A 22,903-nucleotide genomic window follows, 5' to 3' on the forward strand; every position below is an offset into this window, starting at 1 on the left:
CATCTGTTTCACAAACTTATTTTTCAACGTGTTTCGTTTGTTGCGACTTGATTATAGTATCATGAATTTAAACTATTGTCAACGATTTTGATTAATTTTTTTTATTTATTTTTATAAATTCCTACATATCGCTGTTATTTATCACAATTCTCTTTTGAATTTACTAATTATATTTTTCTCCATTCTTGATACTGTCATCTGAGATATTCCTAACTTTTTTGCTGTTTCTGCTTGTGATTTTTCATAAATATATCTTTCTTTTATTAGCATTTTTTCTTTATCACTTAACTTGTCTAATATTATATTGATAAAATCTCTATTTTCTATTTTATCTAATTCTTCATCCTTCTTTCCTAATACTGAAAATAGATTAAATTCATTGTTTTTATCGTCATTATCATGGCTTGTATCAAGTGAGTAAGGCGTATACACTTTATTGGCTTCCATAGCCTGTAGTATTTGTTCTTCGCTGGATTCTAAGTACTCAGCTATATCTGATACTGTAGGTACTTTGCTGAGCTTTTGTGTTAATAATACCTTTGCATTATTTATTTTCTTTGATAGCTCTTGTATTCTTCTTGGAACTTTTATTATCCAACTCTTATCTCTAAAATATCTTTTTATTTCTCCTATAATTGTAGGAGTAGCAAAACTACTAAATTCAAAACCTTTACTAATATCAAATCTTTCTATTGCATAAATAAGACCTAAGCTTGATACTTGATAAATATCATCATACTCTATGCCTTTATTTAAATATTTTTTTGTTAATATTTCTGCGATATATAAGTGCCTATTAATTAATTCATTTCTTATATTATTATCCTTGTTTTCTTTATATAGTTCAAATAATTTTTTTGTTTTGATTGATTTTAACTGCGATATATTAATATTTTTTTCTGTGTTATTCATCATTACTCATTACTCCTATTCTTTGTTAGAAGCACTGTAATATTTTTATCATTTTTATCGCATTTTACTTCATCCATCAATGTATTAATAATAAAAAAGCTAAGGTCATCTTTATTTTTACAATCTTTTATATTATTGTCATTATTAAAGTCCTCTATTTTTATACCTAAGCTATTTTCATTTATTATAAAGCTTATATTATATTCTCCTTCTACATGATTACTATTCTTTATAATACTTATGCATGCTTCTCCTAAAGCAAGTTTAATATCTTCTATCTCTTCTATATTAAATCCCATCTTATTTGCTATAGATGAAGCTGTTACTCTAATAATACTAACATATTCTGGCTTTTTTTTGAGAGTAACTTTTATAATATCGTTATTTTGTGTATTCATATTTATCCACTCCCCTTTACATTATAAAGAATGATTATTCTACGATAAAAACTTTATCTAATTCTGTTATTTCGAACAATTTTAGTATACTTTTTTTCATATCTTTTAATATTATATTTTTATTATATTCTTTAATTCTTTTAAGGCCACTTATCATTACTCCTAAACCAGTGCTGTCTATATACTCTAATTTAGCGCAGTCAACCACTATATCAGATTTTTTTTCTTCTATATACGATATAAGTTCTTCTTTGAAACCATTTGATGTAGATATATCTATATCTCCAATAGGTTTTATAACATTTCCACTTTCTATTGCATATTTTTCAATTATTAATGACATTCTATTACCTCCTGCACTAATTTTTATTATAACAAATGGCACAACTACTCCTTAAAATAATTGTGCCAATTAACTTTTAGTCTTCTAACTGATTTTCTTCTTCTTGCTCTACTTCATTCTCATCTAAATCTTCTGCATTAGTTATAGCTAAAGCTACTACTTTATCACCTTTACCAACATTCATAATTTTTACACCTTGTGTATTTCTACCTATCTTAGATATCTCAGATGCTTTTATCCTTATTATAACTCCTGCTAAACTTATGAACATAACTTCTTCTTCATCATCTACTACTGTTGATGTAACTATTTTACCTGTATGAGCTCTTATGTTATAGGTTTTGATTCCTATCCCACCTCTAGTTTGCATACGATATTCTGATAAATCTGTTCTTTTACCATAGCCATATTCACTTATAACTAAAAGAGATTTTCCTTCCTCTACTGAGTCCATTGATACAACCTTGTCTCCTTTTCTAAGAGTTATAGCTTTTACTCCCATAGCCGTTCTACCAATATCTCTAACTTGATTCTCTTCAAATGTTATAGACATACCATTTTCTGTAACTATGATAAGTTTCCCTGATCCATCTGTTTTAATTACTTTAATCAACTCATCGTCATCTTTGAGTGTTATTGCTATTAAACCATTTTTTCTAATGTTTTTGAACTTGTTTAAAACTGTTTTCTTAATTATACCATTTTTTGTAGCAAACACTAGTGATTCTTCATTATTAAAGTCTTTTATTGGTATTACAGATGTTATTTTTTCATCATTTTTAAGCTGTAAAAGATTTATTATAGCTGTTCCTCTGGCTTGTCTTTTAGCTTCAGGTATTTCATAAGTTTTTAATGTATACATATTTCCTTTATTGGTGAATATCAATAAATTATCATGTGTTGATGTTATAAATATGTCTTTAACAAAATCTTCATCTCTTGTAGTTAATCCAGATATACCTCTTCCACCACGTCTTTGTATTTTGTAAGTATCTTCTGGTATTCTCTTGATATAACCAAAGTGAGTTAGTGTCAATACCATATTTTCTTCTTTTATAAGATCTTCTATATTTATTTCACTATAATCATGTTCTATATCTGTTCTTCTATCATCTTGGTATTTTTCTTTTATTACTGTTAATTCTTCTCTGATTATTTGATATATTAATCTCTCATTAGCCAGTATTTCTTTGTATTTATTTATTAATTTTATTAATTCTGCATATTCTTCTTCTAATTTTTCTTTCTCTAATCCAGTTAATCTCTTCAGCCTCATATCTAGTATAGCTTGTGCTTGGATTTCCGAAAAATCAAATTCTTCCATTAATTGCTCTCTTGCAGCTTTTTCTTGTCTATTACTTCTAATTATTTTTATAATTCTATCTATATTATCTAATGCTATTTTTAATCCTTCTAATATATGTGCTCTATGCTCTGCTTTTTTTAGTCTATACTCTGTCCTTCTAGTTATTATCTCTTTTTGGTGATTTAAATAATGATTTATCACTTCTTTAAGATTCAAAACCTTAGGGCGATTGTCAACCAAAGCAAGCATAATAATGCTAAATGTTGCTTGTAATTGTGTTTGCTTGTACAACATATTTAATACTACATTAGGATTAGCTTCTCTTTTTAACTCAATAACTATCCTCATACCTTCTCTATCAGACTCATCTCTTATATCTGATATTCCAGTAAGCCTTTTATCTCTAACATTTTCAGCTATTTTTTCTAGTAATTTAGATTTATTCAGTTGATAAGGAATCTCTGTAATTATTATTCTATTCTTATTATTTGCCATTTCTTCTATAGTAGCTCTTGCTCTAACTACAACTTTTCCTCTACCTGTCTGATATGCATCTCTTATTCCTTTTTTCCCTGTTATTATACCTCCTGTTGGAAAATCAGGGCCTTTAATAGTCTCCATGAGCTCACTTATCGTGATATCTGGATTATCAATCATATTAACTGTAGCTTCTATAACTTCACCTATATTGTGAGGAGGTATAGATGTTGCCATACCAACCGCAATTCCACTAGCACCGTTAACTAAAAGGTTAGGATATTTGCTAGGTAGTACAATAGGTTCTTTTAATGTCTCATCAAAGTTTGGCCTAAAATCAACCGTATCTTCTTCTATATCACGTAGTATTTCCATAGCTATTTTTGACATTCTAGCTTCTGTATAACGCATAGCAGCTGCTGAATCACCATCTATTGATCCAAAGTTACCATGTCCATCAACTAATAGATACCTTGTTGAAAAATCTTGTGCTAATCTTACCATCGCCTGATAAACTGCGCCATCTCCATGAGGATGGTACTTACCAAGTACATCTCCGACTATACGAGCAGACTTTCTATGAGGCTTGTCTGGATAAAGTGTTAAGTCTCTCATAGCGTACAATATTCTTCTATGAACTGGCTTTAAACCATCTCTAACGTCTGGCAAAGCTCTACTTACTATTACACTCATCGCATAGTCCAAATATGATTTTTTCATTTCCTTTTCGATATCTATTGGAATAATTTTATCACCATTATTCATGTATATCCTCCTTAATGTTAAGTATTAATAACTACTTAACATATAGTTCGCTTATTGTTATATATCTAAATTTTTAACATATTGAGCATTCTCTTGTATAAATTGCTTTCTTGGAAATACTTTATCTCCCATCAATGTCGTAAATACTTCATCTGCTGCTAATGCATCTTCTACATTTATTCTTAACAATATTCTATGTTCTGGATTCATTGTAGTTTCCCATAACTGATCTGGATTCATCTCTCCAAGACCCTTATATCTCTGGATTGTATAACCCTTACCTCCAAATTTATCTATTACTTCACTAAGCTCATTATCACTATACGCATAATCTTCTGCTTTACCTTTTTTTACTTTATATAGCGGTGGTTGAGCTATATATACATAACCATTTTCTATCAACGGTTTCATGTATCTATATAAGAAAGTTATAAGAAGTGTTCTAATATGAGAACCATCAACATCTGCATCGGTCATTATGACTATTTTATGATATCTCAACTTACTAACATCGAATTCTTCATCTATACCACAGCCAAACGCTGTAATCATAGCTTTGATTTCTTGTGAACTCAATATTTTATCTAACCTTGCCTTCTCAACATTCATTATTTTACCTCTTAAAGGTAATATAGCTTGTATCCTTCTATCTCGTCCTTGTTTTGCTGATCCACCGGCAGATTCTCCCTCGACTATGAATACCTCACATTTTGATGCATCCTTTTCTGAACAATCTGCAAGCTTTCCTGGCAATGATAGTCCTTCTAATACATTTTTTCTTCTAGTTAAATCTCTTGCCTTTCTAGCTGCCTCTCTTGCTCTAGCTGATCTAATAGATTTATCTATTATTATTCTAGCATCTTTTGGATTCTCTTCTAAGAAAGTACTTACTTCTTCACTGATTACACTATCAACTAATCCTCTTACTTCACTATTCCCTAATTTACCTTTAGTTTGTCCTTCAAATTGGGGATCTGGTAGCTTTACTGAAAGTACAGCTGTCAAACCTTCTCTTATATCCTCACCTGTCAGATTATTATCATTTTCTTTTAGTAAACCACTTTTTTTAGCATAATCGTTTACTGCCCTAGTTAAAGCACTTTTTAAACCACTAAGATGAGATCCTCCTTCAATAGTATTTATATTATTGGCAAATGTAAATATATTTTCACTGTAACTTGATGTATATTGCATTGCAACTTCTACTATATACTTATCTTTTTTACTTTCACAATAAATAATATTTTCGTGAAGAGCATCTCGATTTTTATTAATGTGTTCTACGAAAGATTTGATACCTCCTTCGTAATGGAAAACTGATTTTTTATCTATACGTTTATCTTCTAAAGTTATTTTAATACCTTTATTTAAAAATGCTTTTTCTTTTAGCCTTTTTTCTAGTACATCATAGCTAAATAAAACTTCATCAAAAATCGTCTCATCAGGTATGAATGTAATTTCTGTACCTGTATCTTCAGATTGACCAATGATTTCAAGTTTAGTCATCGGTACCCCTTTTTCATATTTTTGATGATATATATTTCCATTCCTTTTTACTGTAACTTCTAATTCATTTGATAATGCATTTACTACGGATACACCTACTCCGTGTAATCCTCCAGCAACTTTATATGCATTATTATCAAACTTTCCTCCAGCATGAAGTACTGTCAATACTGTTTCTACTGTTGATTTACCTGTCTTTGGATGCATTCCAACAGGTATACCACTACCATTATCTATAACTGTAATACTATTATCACTATTTATTATAACTTCTATAGTATCACATACTCCTGCTAGTGCTTCATCTATACTATTATCTACTATCTCGTGTACTAGATGATGAAGTCCTTTACTCCCTGTACTTCCTATATACATACCTGGTCTTTTTCTCACAGGCTCTAAACCTTCCAAAACCTGAATTTGTTCTGCACCATAATTTCTTTTATTTTGGTTTTCTGACATATTTAATGTCCTCCAATCTAAGCATTTCTATATTAAAATAAAATGGTAAATATAATGATACCAATTTTACTTTTAAACAAAGCTATATTGATTATTTAGTCTACTATAAGTTTTTAATTTTACTTAATTATAGGGAAACAATTATATATATCTAAGAAAAGTAATTTTATATGTTAATCTGAATTGTTTCTTTAATATCTATAGACTACATAAAAAATCATTATTCATTTTAGCTCTTTTATATAGTGTTATAGTTGAAATATTAGAACCGTACATTATACTTTTTCTAATTTTTCCTCCTTTTTTATCTTTTATAACTTTTTCTGTAATAATATAAGACTTAATATCTTCATCAGAAATTTTGTATACGAATTCTTCTTCTTCCGCTATTTTAAAAAAGTTTTTTGTGTCATCTGATCTGTTTATAGTTTCTGCATCTACTATAGCTATAATATCTTTAATTGGTATAACAAAATTTTTGCCTAAATGTAAAAACATATCTGCTCTCCTTGCATAATACTATACTTTTTTTATATCTCCATCTTTAATACTAAAAACAAATCTCTCTATATCTTCAAATTCTTCAAACATTATATTATCTGTTGTTGTTATTATTGTTTGTATATCCTTAAATGATGATATTAAATGTTTTCTTCTACTTTTATCAAGCTCTGACAATACATCATCTAAGAGTAAAACTGGATATTCTCCTATCTCATTTTTTATAAGCTCTACTTCAGCAAGCTTAAGTGACAAAGCTGAAGTTCTTTGTTGCCCTTGTGAACCAAATTGCCTAACATTAACATTATTTATTATTACATCTATATCATCTCTGTGAGGCCCTATTGATGTACTTCCTTTTTCTATATCCGCTTCTATGCTATTTTGTATAGCTATTTTATAATCATTTATAATACTGTCTTTTAGCTTACTATTAAAGATATCGGTCTGTGATATTTTATTATTAATACAACAATAGTAACTTAACTTTAGTTTTTCTTTATTTCCTGTTATTTTACTATGTATACTATGTGATATTTTTGATAGTTTATTTATAAATTTTAGTCTAGTAATTATAATGCTCGTACCTAAATCCATCAATTGTTTATCCCATATATCTAATGTATCTATTTTATCTCTATTTTTCTTTATGGATTTAATTAGGTTATTTCTTTGATATAATATTTTATTATACTTTTGAATATTATGTCTATACAATGGCTTAAGCCTTGATATTTCTTCATCTAAGAAATTTCTTCTAACTTGTGGTCCCTCTTTTATAAGTTTTAAATCTTCTGGAGAAAAAATTACTGTATTTAAGCAATTATATAAAGCAGATATTTTTTCTACTTCATAATTATTGACTTTTACTCTCTTTATTTTGTTTTTATCTAGTTTTATTTCTACTTTTTTATTTGAATATCTTCTGTTAATCTTGACACCTATATACGCTTGATCTTTATTTATTTTAATTAAGTTTTTATCCTTGCTAGTTCTAAATGATTTGCCACATGCACTCACATAAATTGACTCTAAAAGATTAGTTTTACCTTGTGCATTATCACCCACAAAAATATTTATCTTAGGATTTAACTCAACCAATAGTTCATCATAATTCCTAAAATTAATTAATTTAACCATTGTTACTTCCACTAACAGCACTCCTTAAATTCTAAGTAACAAAGTCTTTTTAAGATTCTGCTCTAGCTATATATAATTTCTATTTAAATTATAACATTGTTTATTATTAAATCAAATGAGTAACTAAATATTATTTTATCGATTTATTCTATTACCAACTCTATATTTTCATCCATATTTATATTAACTATATCTCCTCTATGAATTTTCTTGCCTCTTGTTAGAACTACTTCGCCATTAACTGAAACTAATCCTTCACTTATTAATTCTTTTGCATGACCACCAGTTTGGACTATAGATGCATATTTTAATAATTGATCCAATTTTATAAATTCTGTTTCTATTTTAATATTTTCTTTCATACTTAAATTCACCCCTATTTATAGTATTTCCAAAAACTACTATTTTAGTTCATTTCCCAAGAAATAATATATAATGGAGCTTATCAATATTCATGAAATAGCTCCATTCTTAAATGTTCTCAATTTCAGTTTATCGTTGTTAAGTATTATGACTTTATCAAAAATAATATTTACAATTCGTTAGGAATCCTAACTGGTAGAACTAAGTAAATATAATCTTCATTCGATATAGGTTTAATAATACATGGATTAACATTATTTATAAAATGCATTTCTATTTCTTCGCTATCTATAACTTTTAGCCCATCTAATATATATTTGGAATTAAACGCTATTGTTAAATCATCGCCATCTAGATTAATAGGTACTTCTTCTTGGACGAAACCCATCTCTGAGTTAGATGATATTATCATTTTATCATCTACTATTTCAAATTTTATTAAATTATTATTACCCTCTTTAGCTAATAAAGAAGCCCTTTCTATACTCTCTTGTACATCCTTGGTTTTTACGATTACTTTAGAGTTATATTCATTTCTTACTATATCTTTATAGTTAATGAATTCTCCTTCAATTAGTATTGATGTAACTATTGTATTTCCAAGATGAAATAATATATGATTTGTTGATATTGAAATTTTTATATCTTCTTCTACACCTTCAATTATTTTATTAATTTCCACTAGTGTTTTCCCTGGTATAACTATTTTAATATCATTTTCACCATCCATTGGTAATTTTCTATATGCCATTCTATATTGATCTATAGCAACTAATGATATTTCATTTCCACTAATTTCTAACAATTCACCTGTTAATACAGGTCTAAAATCTTCTGTTGCTGTTGCAAATGCAGTTTGACGAATCATAGATTTAAGAGTTTCTTTCGATATTGTAATGCATTTAGTATCATCAATACTAGGTAATTTAGGATATTCCTGTGATAATTGAACTTTTATTTTAAAGTTTGAGTTATCACATTTTATATGAGCATAATTATTATCGTCAATGTGTATTTCTATTGGTAAGTCAGGGAGCTTTCTTATTATTTCTCCAAATAATTTAGAGTCTATAACAAAAGAACCCTCTTCTATAACTTCACAATCTATAGTTGTAACTATGCCTAGTTCTAGATCTGTTCCAGTTAATTTAAGCTTATTATTTTTAGCTTCTATCAATATACCTGTTAATATAGGTAGTGTAGATCTATTAGAAACACCTTTTTGCACAGTACTAATACTTTTATTTAATAGTTTTTGTGGTATTTTAAAATTCAATTGTGGATAACCTCCTTTTTATAAATATATATAATTATAAAAATAAATATAGTAGTATTAGTAGTAAGTCCTGTTGATTTGTGGATAATGTATTGAAGTACTGATATTTAAACTTTTCCACATGTTTATAAAATGTTAATGTATTAGTGTTTTTTATCCACATTATCAATAGGGATTAATTAAATTTTTATAATCAACATTTTATCAACATAGATATCAATAGGAATTGTTAACTACTTTCCTTTTAAATCATTAACTATATTATTAATTTGCATTTTTATGTCTGTTTTTGATTCTATATCTTTAGAAATCTTTTCATATGCATGTATTACTGTAGAATGGTCTCGTCCACCAAATTCATCTCCTATCTTTGGCAAAGAAAGATCAGTTAATTCTCTACATATATACATAGCGATTTGTCTAGGGTAAGAAATAGATCGCGCTCGCTTCTTAGAAGTTAAGTCTTCTATTTTAAGAGAGTAATATTTAGATACAGCCTCTTTAATAGTATTAACTGTTACTTTTTTTGGTTTATTAGAGATTATGTCTTTAAGTGCCTCACTAGCTAACTCTATAGAAACACCTTTATTAGTTAAAGAAGAATATGCTACTACTCTTATTAGAGCTCCTTCTAATTCTCTAATATTCGATTCTATTTTTGTAGCTATATATGTTAATACATCATTAGGAACTTGCAAATTCTCTAGTGTAGCTTTTTTTCTGAGTATTGCTATTCTAGTTTCTAAATCTGCTGGTTGAATATCTACTATAAGACCACCTTCAAATCTACTTCTAAGTCTATCTTCTAATGCAGATATTTCTTTAGGAGGACGATCACTTGATAGTATAATTTGCTTATTGGCACCATGTAGTGCATTAAATGTATGGAAAAATTCCTCTTGAGTTCTTTCTTTTCCAGCTATAAATTGAATATCATCTATTAATAAAACATCCACGTATCTATATTTATTCCTAAACTGTGCATTTTTGTCGTCTCTAATGGAATTAATAAGTTCATTAGTAAATTTTTCAGATGAAACATATACAACTCGAGTACTTGGATTTTGATTTACTATATAGTGTCCAATTGCATGCATTAAGTGGGTTTTACCTAATCCAACGCCTCCATATATAAATAATGGATTATAAGCCTTAGCAGGTGCTTCAGATACTGCTAAAGATGCAGCATGTGCAAATCTATTACTATTACCAATAACAAATTTATCAAAAGTATATTTCGGGTTTAATTGACTGTCAGAATGGATATTTTGGTTTTGTTCTATTACAGTCTTTTTTGAATCATTATTTTTAATAGTATTTAATGTAAGATCTTCTCCTGGTGTTATGAAACGTATATCATAGCTGTTATTACTAACTTGCTTAATTGCGTTTTTAATTAAGGTTATATACCTTGCTTCGAGAATTCCTTTTGTAAATTCATTTGGAACGCTTAGAATAATACTTTGATCATTCATATCTATAGGATTAATTGTTTTTAACCATGTATTGAAACTAACTTCCGTTAATTCCATTTTCATAAGTTCCAGTGATTTACTCCATACATCCTCTAGTAACATAAAATACCTCCTTAAACATATGTAATTGATATTAAATTAACATATTTATATATAAAAGATAAAATATCAGATTATATATTTTAATTTATTTTTAAAAAGTTATAAACAGATTTATAAACAATTATTTAATAAATAAATGTTCAATATTTAAATTAGTATAAATAACAATAATTGTGGATAAAAATGTAGAAGAAAATTAATAGTTATAATTTATAGAAAATATCCACATAATAAATATTAAGTAATTGTAGATAATATTTTGGATTGTACAGGAGATTATTTTGAAATGATAAAAAATAATACACAATATAATCCACAGATTGTGTATAAGTTGTTGATTTGTTTATAAATAATCCACAATCCTATTTAATGATATCAAAATTAATGTGATTTATCAACAACATCTAAAAAATATCCACAACTTTTAAAGGATGTATATAATTTTATTAACAATTATGATAAAAATATTTCCTTGACATAGATAGCGTATAAGACTATAATCAATAGTAGTGTCTGCTTTTTTTTAAGAGTATATTTTATTATTTAAAAAAGAAAAGTTAGAGACATAATGTATTGAATATAATGTTTTAATATATACCTATTAACTGAAGGAGGTGTTACAATGAAAAGAACTTATCAACCTAAAAAAAGACAGAGAAAAGTAGAGCATGGTTTTAGAAAGAGAATGAAAACTAAGGCTGGTAGAAATATTTTAAAAAGAAGAAGAGCTAGAGGCAGAGTTAAATTGTCAGCATAAGGCCGCAGATGTGGCCTTTTTATTCAATATGTAGGAATTAATAATAAGGAGTAAAAAATGACAAAAATCAATACTTTAAAGAATAGTAGACAATTTAGAAATGTATATGATAATGGGAAATCTTTTTCAACTAAATTTCTAGTTATTTTTTACAGGCCAAATGGCTACCCTTATAATAGAGTAGGAATTTCTACTACTAAGAAACTAGGTAATAGTGTAATAAGGAACAGGATAAAGAGATTAATAAAGGAAAATTACAGAAAAAACTTGGATACTATAAAAACTGGATACGATATTATATTTTTAGCTAGAGTTAGGGCTAGTAGTGCTGATTTTAAAGATATTGAGAAATCCATGAGTTACTTACTTAAAAAAACTAATATAAATGAATGTGGCCGGTAGAAGATATGAGGAAAAGTTTAATTTTTGTTATAAGGATTTATCAGAAATACATCTCGCCGTTAAAGCCTAGAACTTGTAAATACTATCCTACTTGCTCTCAATACTGAATACAAGCTTTAAGCAAATATGGTGTATTTGTGGGTTTAGGAAAATGTATATATAGAATTTTGAGATGTAATCCATTTAGTAATGGAGGATATGACCCTTTAAAGTGAAAATAATAAACCATAAAGACGAGGGGGTTTTTAGATAGAATGACTAAGATATTTGCAAAGCCTTTAGGAATGTTGTTAGATTTTATCTATGGAATAGTTAAAGGCATAGGATTAGATTTTAAATATTTATCTGCATATGCTATAGCAATAATAATCACGACAGTAGTTTTTAAGTTTTTGATATTACCGCTTAGTTTAAAACAAATGAGATCAATGAAAGAAATGCAGAAAATACAACCTTTAATTAAAGAATTACAGAAAAAATATAAAAATGATCCACAGACTCTTAATATAAAAACAATGGAATTATATAAAGAACACAAAGTTAATCCTTTTGGATCATGTTTACCACTATTAATTCAAATGCCAATTATTATCGGTTTCTTTAGTATGTTAAGAAATCCTTTAACTTATGTAGCATCATATGAATCTATAACAAATAAAGCTTTTTTCTGGATAAAGGATATAGGTCTTTCACATAAGGAAATGGTAGATGGAGTTATAAATGGATTTGATATTGGATTTAATATACCATTTATAGGGACAGCGTTACCTATACTTGCTATATTAGCTGGAGTTACAACATATCTACAAAGTAAAATGATGAGTACAAATAATAATCAAGTTGTAGATGAAAAAGCGGCAGCAACTCAGAAGACTATGACGACATTTATGCCAATAATGATATTTTTCTTTGCATTGAATATGCCTGCAGGTTTAACTATATATTGGGTGGTAGGAAATATATTCCAAATAGTGCAGCAATATTTAATTAATTTACCTAAAAATAAGTTAGGGGGAATTGAGTAAATATGAGAACTTTGATAAAGATTTCAAAGACTATAGAAAGTGCAATTGAAGAAGCTTTGTTAGAACTTCAAGTGGAAAGAGATGATATTACTTATGAAGTTTTAGATGAACCGAACAAAGGTTTCTTAGGTTTTATAGGTAGCAAGGATGCTAAAGTTAAAATAATAGTAAGTAATGACCCTGTAGATAAGGCTAGAACATTTTTAAAAGATGTGTTAAGAAAAATGAATTTAAATGCAGTAATAGAAATTACAAGAGATAAAGATGATATGAATATTGAGATAAAAGGTGATAACCCTGATGATATGGGAGTTATTATTGGCAAAAGAGGTAAAACACTTGACTCAATTCAATATTTAGTTAATTTAGTAGTAAACAGAAATAGAAACAACTACCTTAGAATAGTTGTTGATACTGAAAACTACAGAAAGAAAAGAAAAGAGACATTAGAAAAACTTGCTATGAAAATGGCTGATAAGGCTAAAAGGTACAGAAAGAGTATTAAATTAGAGCCTATGAATCCATATGAAAGAAGAATTATACATTCAGCCCTGCAAGATGATATGAGTGTTAATACTTATAGCGAAGGTAAAGAACCTTATAGAAAGGTTGTTATTGAGAATAAATAGATTATAAAAAGGGGATGTCTAAAAAATGATTAGACATCCCATGTTTTGTTTGGATGTAAATTTGATATAATATTATAATAGATTACTAATGGAGAAGGTGAAGAAGTGAGTAATGATACTATAACTGCAATAGCAACAGCACCCGGAGAAGCAGGAATAGGTATAGTTAGAATAAGTGGAAAAGATGCTATTAATATAGCTGATAAAATATTCGTTGGTAAAAATAATAGAAAACTAAGTGATAACAAACCAAGATTTTTATCGTACGGATATATTGTAGATCCTAAAGATAGTAAAAAAATAGATGAAGTATTGGCTGTTTATATGAAATCCCCAAATACATATACTACTGAAGATGTTGTAGAGATAAATTGCCATGGTGGAATAGTGCCAGTAAGAAAAATACTAGAGATAGTAATAGAAAATGGTGCTCGAATTGCAGAAAGAGGAGAATTTACAAAAAGGGCATTTTTAAATGGTAGAATAGATTTGTCTCAGGCAGAAGCTGTAATGGATTTAATAAGTGCAAAAACAAATATGAGTTATGAAATGTCATTGAATCAATTAGAAGGAGGGTTATCTAATAAGATAAATGATATAAGGAACAAAGTATTAAAGATGTTAGCTCATATAGAGGTTACTATAGATTATCCAGAAGAAGATATAGAAGAAATAACGTCTCAAGAATTAGAAAAGTATGCAAAAGAAATATATAGTGAATTAGAGTCACTTATAAATACATCCCAAACAGGTAAAATACTAAGAGAAGGTATAAAAACTATAATACTAGGAAAACCAAATGTCGGAAAATCATCGTTATTAAATGCGCTTTTAAAAGAAAATAGAGCCATAGTAACAGACATACCGGGTACAACAAGAGATATAATAGAAGAGTATATAACAATTAAGGGAATACCTTTAAAAATAATAGATACAGCAGGAATAAGAGATACAGATGATATTGTTGAAAAAATAGGTGTAGATAGAGCAAAAGAGCTAATAAATAGTGCAGATTTAGTAATAGCTATGTTTGATATATCAAAAGAACTTACCAAAGAAGATTATGATATTATAAAATTGGTTAAAGAAAAAAAGAGTGTAATTTTAATTAATAAATCTGATTTGCCAAAAAAATTCACAGCTGATGACTTAATTAGCTTAATTGGAGATAAAACTATCATAGAATCATCAATACTTTATGGTGAAGGTGTTAATCTCTTAGAAAAACAATTGGTAGATATGTTTTTTAAAGGACATATATTTACTAACAATGATGTTATTGTTAATAATATAAGACATAAAAAACTATTAAACGAGTCGTTGAAAAATATAAATGATGTAATAGAATCAATTAAAATGAATATTCCTTTAGATTGTTTAGAAGTAGATGTAAAGCAGTGTTGGGAAAATTTAGGTAAAATAAACGGTGAAACGATTACCGAAGATGTTATAGACAAAATATTTAGTGAATTTTGTATTGGTAAATAGTAAAGGAGTGTTTAAATGAACCATCCGAAGGAATTTCATGCTGGAGATTATGATATTGTTGTAATAGGTGCTGGCCATGCAGGATGTGAAGCTGCGTTAGCGGCATCAAGAATGAACAAAAAAACGCTACTATTGACTATAAGTCTAGATGCTGTTGCTTTTATGCCTTGTAACCCTTCAATTGGAGGAACGGGAAAAGGACACTTAGTTAGAGAAATAGATGCTTTAGGTGGAGAGATGGGAGTAAATATAGACAAGACATTGATCCAGTGTAGGATGTTAAATACATCAAAAGGGCCGGCTGTACATTCACTAAGGGCACAAGCTGATAAAGGTGAATATCATAGAGAAATGAAAAGAATCATAGAAAATCAAAAAAACTTAGACTTAAAGCAAGCAGAAGTAATAAGTATAAAAACAAGCGATAACGCTATAACAGGTGTAGTGACAAAAACTGGAGCTAGCTATAATACAAAAGCTGTTGTAGTGGCTACAGGGACATATTTAAAATCTAAGATTTTTATAGGAGAGCTAGAATACGAAGGTGGACCTGCAGATATGATGCCTGCTAAGTTTTTGTCAGATTCAATAACAGAAAAAGGAATACCGCTACGACGATTTAAAACAGGGACACCTAGCAGAGTGCATAGAAAAAGCTTAGACTTTGATAAAATGGTTATTCAGGATGGAGATGAAGAAATAATACCATTTTCTTTCATGACTGAAAAAATAGAAATAGAGCAAATACCATGTTATTTAACTTACACAAACGAGCAAACACATAAAGTAATAACAGATAATATGCATAGATCACCATTATATACAGGAAAAATAGAAAGTACTGGTCCTAGATATTGTCCATCAATAGAAGATAAAGTAGTTAGATTCTCTGATAAAAATAAGCACCAGTTATTTATAGAACCTGAAGGATTAAATACAGAAGAAATGTATGTACAAGGCTTTTCATCGTCATTGCCAGCAGAAGTACAATTCCAAATGATAAGAACAATTGATGGGATGGAAAAAGTGGAAATAATGAGAGACGCATATGCAATAGAGTATGACTGTATAGATCCAACAGAATTGAAAAGATCTCTTGAACATAAGCGTATAAATAATATGTTCTTTGCTGGACAAATTAATGGAAGTTCTGGATATGAAGAAGCAGCAGCACAAGGGTTGATAGCGGGAATAAATGCAGTTAGAAAGCTAGATAGTTTAGAGCCACTAATTTTAGATAGATCACAGGCATATATAGGAGTATTAATAGATGATTTAGTTACGAAGGGTACAAATGAACCATATAGAATGATGACATCAAGAGCAGAGTATAGATTAACATTAAGACAGGATAATGCAGATTTAAGATTAACACATAAGGGCTATGATGTTGGATTAGTTACAAAAGAAAGATATAGTAGGTTCATAGAAAAAGATAATAGTATAAAACAAGAAATGCAGAGATTGTCAGATACTACAATATATCCTAACGAAGAAAATAACAAATTGTTAGAGTCAATAGGTTCTGTGTCATTAAAAAAACCTATATCATTGTTTGATTTAATAAAAAGGCCAGAAATAACTTATGAGCAATTAGATATATTAGATAGAGAAAGACCAAAGTTAAAAAGAGAAGTAAAAATGCAAGTAGAGACTCAAATAAAATACGATGGATATATAAAGAAGCAGATGAAACAGATAGGTCAATTTAAAAAATTAGAAAATAAAAAAATACCAAAGAATATCCAATATGATTTAATAAAAGGCCTTAGATTAGAAGCTAGACAAAAGTTAGACAAAATTAAACCAGATTCTATAGGTCAAGCTTCAAGAATATCGGGAGTTTCGCCAGCTGATATAAATGTGTTACTAGTTTATATAGAGGGACAGAGAAGAATTAAAAGCGGGAGTGACAAAGTTGAGTAAATTAAATTATCTAATAGATGCATCAAAAATGATGGATATAAACCTTAACAATGAAGATATAGATAAGTTTTATAAATACAAAGAGATACTTAAAGACTGGAACGAAAAGATTAATATAACAGCACTTATTGAAGATAATGATATAGAAATAAAACACTTTGTAGATAGTCTTACTATATTTAAGTTAAAATATCTTCATAATAATCAGAAGATAATAGACATAGGTACGGGAGGAGGGTTTCCAGGGTTACCACTAAAAATAATAAATAAAACAATAGATTTAACTTTAATGGATAGTCTAAATAAAAGAATTAAGTTTCTTAACCATGTAGCTAAAGAATTAAATTTAGATAATGTTAAATGTTTACATGGTAGAGCAGAAGAAATAGCTAAAAATAAAGAATATAGAGAACACTTTGATATAGCTGTATCTAGAGCGGTAGCAAGACTGAATATATTATGTGAATACTGTATACCATTTGTCAAAGTAGGAGGATTCTTTATAGCTATGAAGGGACCAGAAATTGAAGAAGAGTTAAATGAAGCAAAAAGAGCTGTAGAAGTATTAGGTGGTAAGATAGAAGAAGTAAAAAAGGTTACATTACCAATTTATAATATTGATCACACATTAATAGTTATAAAAAAAGTAAATAATACTTCGACAAAATACCCAAGAAAACCAGGAATTCCAAAGAAAAATCCTATTATATAAGAAATATATAGTAAATTTTGTATAACGAAATTTATATTATTTAAGATTGTTAGAAGGAAAATTAACATAAAAAGAAGAATATAAAATAGAGGAATAAAGTGGGGAAGGATGATAAGTGTGAGTTTTTTAGGTGAAGTGGTTGTACAAGTTGACATAAAGAATATAAGACCTAATCCATATCAACCAAGAAAAAAATTCAGTAATAAGTCCTTGGAAGAGCTCAGTCAGTCAATAAAGCAATATGGAGTATTGCAACCTATAAGTGTTAGAAAAATCAATGAAGTTAGTTATGAACTAGTAGCAGGAGAGAGACGTTTGCGTGCTTCAGAGATTGCAGGGTTAGATGTAATACCTGCAATAGTAATGAGTATGGGAGATAGAGATACTGCGGTTATAGCTTTAATAGAGAATTTACAAAGAGAAGATTTAAATTTTATAGAAGAAGCTGAGGGGTATAAAAGTTTAATAGATGATCACGGTTTTACTCAACATGTTTTGGCGAAACAAATAGGAAAAAATCAGTCTACAATAGCAAATAAACTGAGAATATTGAGATTATCAGATGAGATAAAAAAGATGTTGATTGAAAATAGTTTAACCGAAAGACACGGACGAGCATTATTAAAGCTACCTTCTGAAGAATTAAGAATAGCAATAATAAATAAAATAATCAAAAGTGAATTGACTGTCAAGAAAACTGAGGAACTTATAAAGGGTATGCTAGAAGATTTAGCTAAAAAAGATGAACCAAAGGTCAAGCAAAATATTAAAAGTATGATTAATTTCAGGATATACTTAAACACAATAAGAAATGCTTTTGATGCTATAAAGCAAAGTGGTGTTGATGCAAAATACGAACAGATAGATAAAGGTGATTTTGTAGAAGTTACAGTAAAAATACCAAAAAACAAATAGAAAAGATGTTTCACGTGAAACATCTTTTTTTTTACATATTATAAATATCAATTGTATACCAGCTCTCTATACTAATAGAAACATAGTATAACATATAGTTTTGAGCAAAACAAAAACTATTTGATAGGTTAACAATGTAGCAAAGTTGTTTAACTACATTATATAATTATTATTTAATAAAATTGTACTAGAAATCAGTGAATGTTTTAGTTTATAATAAAATTAGAGAAAATTTTATTTAGAGAAGGATTTTATATTTTAAAATTGAAATATACACATATCAGGAGGAAAAGAGATGTCCAAAACAATAGCTATCTTCAATCAGAAAGGTGGAGTAGGAAAAACAACAATAAACATAAATTTAAGTGCATGTTTAGCTAAACTTAATAAAAAAGTTTTAGTAATTGATATTGATCCACAAGGGAATACAACAAGTGGTTTAGGAATCGATAAAGATGAAGTAGAATATTCTTTGTATGATTGTTTAATTGAAAGTGTAAATGCAAGAGAAGCTATTAACAATACATATATAAAAAAATTAGATATAATTGCTTCTGATGTTGAATTATCAGGAGCTGAATTAGAAATTGCAGTAAAAGAAAATAGAGAACTTATACTTAAAAATGTAATTAAGCAAATCAAGGATGATTATGATTATATATTTATTGATTGTCCTCCTTCACTTGGAATATTGACAATAAATGCACTTGCAGCTGTAGATAGCGTAATAATACCAATACAATGTGAATATTATGCATTAGTAGGAGTTAGCCAGCTAATTGATACTATTAAATTGATAAAAAAGAGTATAAACCGGAACATAAAAATTGAAGGAGTTATTATGAACATGTTTGATAGTAGAACAATATTATCGAAACAAGTTGTAGAGCAAGTTAAAGAATATTTTAAAAATGATGTTTATAAAACTCTTATACCAAGAAATGTCCGCTTAGCTGAGTCACCTAGTTATGGATTAGCAATAACAGATTTTGATGCGAAATCTAAAGGGGCTCTAGCATATAAAGATTTAGCAAAAGAATTTATAAAAAGACAGAAAAGAGTGATAAAAGGATGGTAAAAAAAAGAGGACTAGGAAAGGGATTAGCAGCATTAATTCCCGAAAGTAGTATAGAAGATGTAAATACAGACGATAGAATTGAATATATAGATATAAATATGCTTGAACCTAATATAAATCAGCCAAGGAAGAATATTGATATTTCGACAATAGAGGAACTAGCAAAATCAATAAAAGAGCATGGAGTATTACAACCTATAATAGTCCGAAAAAAAAAGAAGGGGTATCAAATCATTGCTGGCGAAAGAAGATGGAGAGCTACCAGACTTGCAGGATCAGATTCAATACCTTGTATAGTTAGAAATGTAGAAGATATAAAATCAGCTGAAATGGCACTAATAGAAAATGTACAAAGAGAAAACTTAAATCCCATAGAAGAAGCTATAGCATATGATAATATAGCAAAAAAATATGACTTTACACAAGAAGACCTATCTAAAATAGTAGGAAAAAGCAGACCATATGTATCAAATTTACTTAGACTTTTAAAATTAGATGGTGAAATAGTGGATATGATTAACGATGGAACTATTAGTGGAGGACATGGAAAAGCTTTATTAATGTTAAATGATAAAGACAACCAATTAAAATTGGCTAAACAGATAGAAAATAAAGGTTTAAGTGTTAGAGAAACAGAAAAACTTGTCAAGAAAATCAATGACAATGAAGGAATAAGTAATTCAAAAAAAACTAATGAAAAAAAAGAACCTCAATTAATATATATAGAAGATGGATTGATGAAGAAATTTGGAACAAGGGTTAATGTAATAAAGAAAAAGAAAAAAGGAAAAATAGAAATAGAATTTTACAATCAAGAGGATTTAAATAGGATAGTTGATATGCTTATTGATAATGAGTATAATTAAGTATATACTAAGAATTAGTAAATATAAAGGCTGTATTAGAATAATGTTTTATTATTTTAGTACAGCTTTTTTATATGTTGTTTCACGTGAAACATTAAAAGTAATTTAAATATTAATTATAAAGGGACTTAGTAATAAAATAAGCTTAATTGTAGCCAATACATCTGTACATATTCAAGAATAGAAAGATAAACAATCACTCAATTTAAGTTTTTAAATCACAGTACAATTAAAAAACAAACTTATAGATAATATAGTCTTACAGAATAGATATGAATAATCAAAAATTCATTTATTAGGTAATCATGCTAATGATTATACATATAATTATAGGGGTGGGACAAAGATAATTGATAATTACTAAGAAAGTATAATAGTTAGTCCTTTGTTGGATATAATAATTTACTATTTTAGCAACTGCAAAGTGATAACACATTGACCTAAATAATTTAATAATATTTAATTTAAATAATGAAACAAGACAAGATATATCACCTTCAGGATAATAAGTGTTTTCAATTACGCTCTATAATGTTTAAATTCAAGTTCAACATAAAGAGATTTATCGAATCATATATTTTTTAGAGTACCTATATTGTAAACATAGTAGCTAATATGGTTTTTACATATTAAATAATCTAGTTAAAGTATAAAAATAGAACTTCTTTCATGCAAGTGAATTACTTTGTAAAAAATTCATTAAATATGTTACAGAGTAGACAATGGCAGATTATAGTTTATAATTATCAATGAGTAAATAATAGAAATTGGAAGATGTTTTAAATTATAAATTTGAGAAATTAAGTTTTTTGTTTTTTAAACTAATTATTAGTTAGATATTTTTAATGAAGAGATAATTTAAATAGTTGTTTTATAATTGATAAAATAATTAATAGAAACACTATATAATAGGTAGATACTCATAAATGTATATAAAACATAATATATGTTAAGAAAATAACAAATTAGTAAAATAAATTTCATAAATTATAATAAATTCGCTTTACATTCAATCGTAATTATAATATAATCATGATTAAATTTAACAAATATAGAATATTACTTTGTGAAAACATTTATAATCTAAAAAAACAAATACTTAATTTGTTATCAAAAAATACAAAAAATCAATACTAAAAAACTTATAAATTCACAATTTTAACAGTTTGAATAAAAATTTCTCGAATAATGTCTTGTATACAGTATAATAGCGCATAAATCATTGACAAATTTTAAACATAGCAGTTATAATGAACCTAGTAATAAAACTATATTAAATTGACATATATTTATCAATAGGTAGATTATATAAAGCACTATAAAATAGGTAAATATAAATTTGTCAAGATCTAGATAATTGAACCTAGATAATAAAAGATTTTGGAAGTTAATTTAGTAGTAAAAGTAGTTAATTATAAATATATATATAAAATTATCTATTTTATCTTCTAAATAACCTTTTTAAATGATAATGCTTAGTTTCATTTCTTGGGACTAAGTATTATTAGCGTAATAAGGTGAAATATTTAGAAAATTAAGAAAATTAATTAGGGGGGTTTACAATGTCTTTTGAATTTAACTGGAAAGAAAATGAAGCTAAAATTAACGAGCTAAGACAATTTATTGACGAAAAGAAATTGACAAAAGGAGCTTTAATGCCAGTAATGCATAAAGCACAAGTTATTTTTGGATATCTACCAATAGAAGTTCAAAAAATAATTTCGGAAGAATTGAATGTGCCATTGTCCGAGATATATGGTGTTGCTACATTCTATTCACAATTTACATTAATACCAAGTGGTGAATATACTATCGGTGTTTGTTTAGGTACAGCGTGTTATGTTAAGGGAGCGCAAGATATAATCGACAAAATTAAAAAAGAACTTAACATTGAAGTAGGACAAACAACTCCAGACAAGAAGTTTTCACTACAAGCTACTAGATGTATAGGAGCCTGTGGTTTAGCTCCAGTTTTAACTGTCAACGAAGATGTTTACGGAAAACTTGTAGTACAGGATGTTACAGGTATAATAAAAAAATACATGAATAAATAATAGATAAATACTAGTTAATTAATAA

21 protein-coding genes and 1 pseudogene are annotated in these 22,903 nt (G+C 27.7%); 12 read left to right on the forward strand and 10 right to left on the reverse strand.

Features of this window, described 5'->3' with window-relative positions; translation table 11 throughout:
- Positions 1-141: 141 nt before the first annotated feature.
- The 10 genes from P3X86_RS20235 to dnaA form a co-directional block, all read right to left on the reverse strand.
- Positions 142-915, reverse strand: a complete 774-nt coding sequence (locus P3X86_RS20235) for a SigB/SigF/SigG family RNA polymerase sigma factor (RefSeq protein WP_483294558.1) — start codon at positions 913-915, stop codon at positions 142-144.
- Positions 915-1,310: an ATP-binding protein gene (locus tag P3X86_RS20240; protein WP_483294559.1), complete on the reverse strand. Its 396-nt coding sequence runs from the start codon at positions 1,308-1,310 to the stop codon at positions 915-917. Before P3X86_RS20240 ends, P3X86_RS20235 begins: the two co-directional genes overlap by 1 nt.
- Before the next feature lie 34 nt (positions 1,311-1,344).
- Positions 1,345-1,653, reverse strand: coding sequence for an STAS domain-containing protein (locus tag P3X86_RS20245; protein ID WP_483294560.1), 309 nt, complete (start codon positions 1,651-1,653; stop codon positions 1,345-1,347).
- A 76-nt stretch (positions 1,654-1,729) separates the two neighbouring features.
- Positions 1,730-4,201, reverse strand: a complete 2,472-nt coding sequence (gene gyrA / locus P3X86_RS20250; protein WP_483294561.1) for a DNA gyrase subunit A — start codon at positions 4,199-4,201, stop codon at positions 1,730-1,732.
- Between the two features lie 57 nt (positions 4,202-4,258).
- Positions 4,259-6,169 carry a DNA topoisomerase (ATP-hydrolyzing) subunit B gene (gene gyrB / locus P3X86_RS20255; RefSeq protein WP_483294562.1) on the reverse strand — a complete coding sequence of 637 codons (1,911 nt, stop codon included), beginning with the start codon at positions 6,167-6,169 and terminating at the stop codon, positions 4,259-4,261.
- A 198-nt stretch (positions 6,170-6,367) separates the two neighbouring features.
- Positions 6,368-6,667, reverse strand: a complete 300-nt coding sequence (remB, locus tag P3X86_RS20260) for an extracellular matrix regulator RemB (RefSeq protein ID WP_483294563.1) — start codon at positions 6,665-6,667, stop codon at positions 6,368-6,370.
- A 21-nt stretch (positions 6,668-6,688) separates the two neighbouring features.
- Positions 6,689-7,822, reverse strand: a complete 1,134-nt coding sequence (gene recF, locus P3X86_RS20265; RefSeq protein WP_483294564.1) for a DNA replication/repair protein RecF — start codon at positions 7,820-7,822, stop codon at positions 6,689-6,691.
- Between the two features lie 131 nt (positions 7,823-7,953).
- The gene (locus tag P3X86_RS20270) at positions 7,954-8,172 is read right to left on the reverse strand and encodes an RNA-binding S4 domain-containing protein (protein WP_483294565.1); all 219 of its coding nucleotides are present in this window, start codon (positions 8,170-8,172) and stop codon (positions 7,954-7,956) included.
- A gap of 170 nt (positions 8,173-8,342) precedes the next feature.
- Positions 8,343-9,449 carry a DNA polymerase III subunit beta gene (gene dnaN / locus P3X86_RS20275; protein WP_483294566.1) on the reverse strand — a complete coding sequence of 369 codons (1,107 nt, stop codon included), beginning with the start codon at positions 9,447-9,449 and terminating at the stop codon, positions 8,343-8,345.
- A 233-nt stretch (positions 9,450-9,682) separates the two neighbouring features.
- Positions 9,683-11,026 carry a chromosomal replication initiator protein DnaA gene (gene dnaA / locus P3X86_RS20280; RefSeq protein WP_483294567.1) on the reverse strand — a complete coding sequence of 448 codons (1,344 nt, stop codon included), beginning with the start codon at positions 11,024-11,026 and terminating at the stop codon, positions 9,683-9,685.
- Positions 11,027-11,648: 622 nt separating this feature from the next.
- Here dnaA and rpmH point away from each other — a divergent pair.
- From rpmH to P3X86_RS20340, 12 genes and pseudogenes are all read left to right on the forward strand, one after another.
- Positions 11,649-11,783 (forward strand): 50S ribosomal protein L34, encoded by a 135-nt coding sequence (rpmH, locus tag P3X86_RS20285; protein ID WP_483294568.1) that lies wholly within the window; start codon positions 11,649-11,651, stop codon positions 11,781-11,783.
- Between the two features lie 57 nt (positions 11,784-11,840).
- The gene (gene rnpA / locus P3X86_RS20290; RefSeq protein ID WP_483294569.1) at positions 11,841-12,185 is read left to right on the forward strand and encodes a ribonuclease P protein component; all 345 of its coding nucleotides are present in this window, start codon (positions 11,841-11,843) and stop codon (positions 12,183-12,185) included.
- A gap of 5 nt (positions 12,186-12,190) precedes the next feature.
- A pseudogene (yidD, locus tag P3X86_RS20295) lies at positions 12,191-12,400 on the forward strand (membrane protein insertion efficiency factor YidD).
- A 39-nt stretch (positions 12,401-12,439) separates the two neighbouring features.
- Positions 12,440-13,210 carry a YidC/Oxa1 family membrane protein insertase gene (locus P3X86_RS20300; protein WP_483294570.1) on the forward strand — a complete coding sequence of 257 codons (771 nt, stop codon included), beginning with the start codon at positions 12,440-12,442 and terminating at the stop codon, positions 13,208-13,210.
- 2 nt (positions 13,211-13,212) lie between these two features.
- A complete protein-coding gene (gene jag, locus P3X86_RS20305; protein ID WP_483294571.1) occupies positions 13,213-13,839 on the forward strand; it encodes an RNA-binding cell elongation regulator Jag/EloR in 627 nt (208 codons plus the stop codon).
- A 105-nt stretch (positions 13,840-13,944) separates the two neighbouring features.
- On the forward strand, positions 13,945-15,327 hold the full coding sequence (gene mnmE, locus P3X86_RS20310; protein ID WP_483294572.1) for a tRNA uridine-5-carboxymethylaminomethyl(34) synthesis GTPase MnmE: 1,383 nt from the start codon (positions 13,945-13,947) through the stop codon (positions 15,325-15,327).
- A 15-nt stretch (positions 15,328-15,342) separates the two neighbouring features.
- Positions 15,343-17,253, forward strand: coding sequence for a tRNA uridine-5-carboxymethylaminomethyl(34) synthesis enzyme MnmG (gene mnmG, locus P3X86_RS20315; RefSeq protein ID WP_483294573.1), 1,911 nt, complete (start codon positions 15,343-15,345; stop codon positions 17,251-17,253).
- A 28-nt stretch (positions 17,254-17,281) separates the two neighbouring features.
- Positions 17,282-17,965 carry a 16S rRNA (guanine(527)-N(7))-methyltransferase RsmG gene (gene rsmG, locus P3X86_RS20320; RefSeq protein WP_483294589.1) on the forward strand — a complete coding sequence of 228 codons (684 nt, stop codon included), beginning with the start codon at positions 17,282-17,284 and terminating at the stop codon, positions 17,963-17,965.
- 117 nt (positions 17,966-18,082) lie between these two features.
- Entirely contained in the window at positions 18,083-18,880 is a 798-nt protein-coding gene (gene noc, locus P3X86_RS20325; RefSeq protein ID WP_483294574.1) for a nucleoid occlusion protein, read from the forward strand.
- Between the two features lie 295 nt (positions 18,881-19,175).
- Entirely contained in the window at positions 19,176-19,958 is a 783-nt protein-coding gene (locus tag P3X86_RS20330) for a ParA family protein (RefSeq protein ID WP_483294575.1), read from the forward strand.
- The gene (locus P3X86_RS20335; protein WP_483294576.1) at positions 19,952-20,824 is read left to right on the forward strand and encodes a ParB/RepB/Spo0J family partition protein; all 873 of its coding nucleotides are present in this window, start codon (positions 19,952-19,954) and stop codon (positions 20,822-20,824) included. The genes P3X86_RS20330 and P3X86_RS20335 overlap by 7 nt, the downstream gene beginning before the upstream one ends.
- Positions 20,825-22,386: 1,562 nt before the next feature.
- The gene (locus P3X86_RS20340) at positions 22,387-22,878 is read left to right on the forward strand and encodes an NADH-quinone oxidoreductase subunit NuoE family protein (protein WP_483294577.1); all 492 of its coding nucleotides are present in this window, start codon (positions 22,387-22,389) and stop codon (positions 22,876-22,878) included.
- Positions 22,879-22,903: the final 25 nt, after the last annotated feature.

The sequence above is a fragment of the Abyssisolibacter sp. ZYX002 genome (genome assembly GCF_056892235.1).

Excerpts from the sequence above, each read along its gene's own strand:
- P3X86_RS20235 (WP_483294558.1), bottom strand. The coding sequence starts at position 915 with ATGATGAATAACACAGAAAAAAATATTAATATATCGCAGTTAAAATCA.
- P3X86_RS20240 (WP_483294559.1), bottom strand. The coding sequence starts at position 1,310 with ATGAATACACAAAATAACGATATTATAAAAGTTACTCTCAAAAAAAAG.
- P3X86_RS20245 (WP_483294560.1), bottom strand. The coding sequence starts at position 1,653 with ATGTCATTAATAATTGAAAAATATGCAATAGAAAGTGGAAATGTTATA.
- gyrA (WP_483294561.1), bottom strand. The coding sequence starts at position 4,201 with ATGAATAATGGTGATAAAATTATTCCAATAGATATCGAAAAGGAAATG.
- gyrB (WP_483294562.1), bottom strand. The coding sequence starts at position 6,169 with ATGTCAGAAAACCAAAATAAAAGAAATTATGGTGCAGAACAAATTCAG.
- remB (WP_483294563.1), bottom strand. The coding sequence starts at position 6,667 with ATGTTTTTACATTTAGGCAAAAATTTTGTTATACCAATTAAAGATATT.
- P3X86_RS20270 (WP_483294565.1), bottom strand. The coding sequence starts at position 8,172 with ATGAAAGAAAATATTAAAATAGAAACAGAATTTATAAAATTGGATCAA.
- dnaA (WP_483294567.1), bottom strand. The coding sequence starts at position 11,026 with ATGTTACTAGAGGATGTATGGAGTAAATCACTGGAACTTATGAAAATG.
- rpmH (WP_483294568.1), top strand. The coding sequence starts at position 11,649 with ATGAAAAGAACTTATCAACCTAAAAAAAGACAGAGAAAAGTAGAGCAT.
- rnpA (WP_483294569.1), top strand. The coding sequence starts at position 11,841 with ATGACAAAAATCAATACTTTAAAGAATAGTAGACAATTTAGAAATGTA.
- P3X86_RS20300 (WP_483294570.1), top strand. The coding sequence starts at position 12,440 with ATGACTAAGATATTTGCAAAGCCTTTAGGAATGTTGTTAGATTTTATC.
- jag (WP_483294571.1), top strand. The coding sequence starts at position 13,213 with ATGAGAACTTTGATAAAGATTTCAAAGACTATAGAAAGTGCAATTGAA.
- mnmG (WP_483294573.1), top strand. The coding sequence starts at position 15,343 with ATGAACCATCCGAAGGAATTTCATGCTGGAGATTATGATATTGTTGTA.
- rsmG (WP_483294589.1), top strand. The coding sequence starts at position 17,282 with ATGATGGATATAAACCTTAACAATGAAGATATAGATAAGTTTTATAAA.
- P3X86_RS20330 (WP_483294575.1), top strand. The coding sequence starts at position 19,176 with ATGTCCAAAACAATAGCTATCTTCAATCAGAAAGGTGGAGTAGGAAAA.
- P3X86_RS20335 (WP_483294576.1), top strand. The coding sequence starts at position 19,952 with ATGGTAAAAAAAAGAGGACTAGGAAAGGGATTAGCAGCATTAATTCCC.
- P3X86_RS20340 (WP_483294577.1), top strand. The coding sequence starts at position 22,387 with ATGTCTTTTGAATTTAACTGGAAAGAAAATGAAGCTAAAATTAACGAG.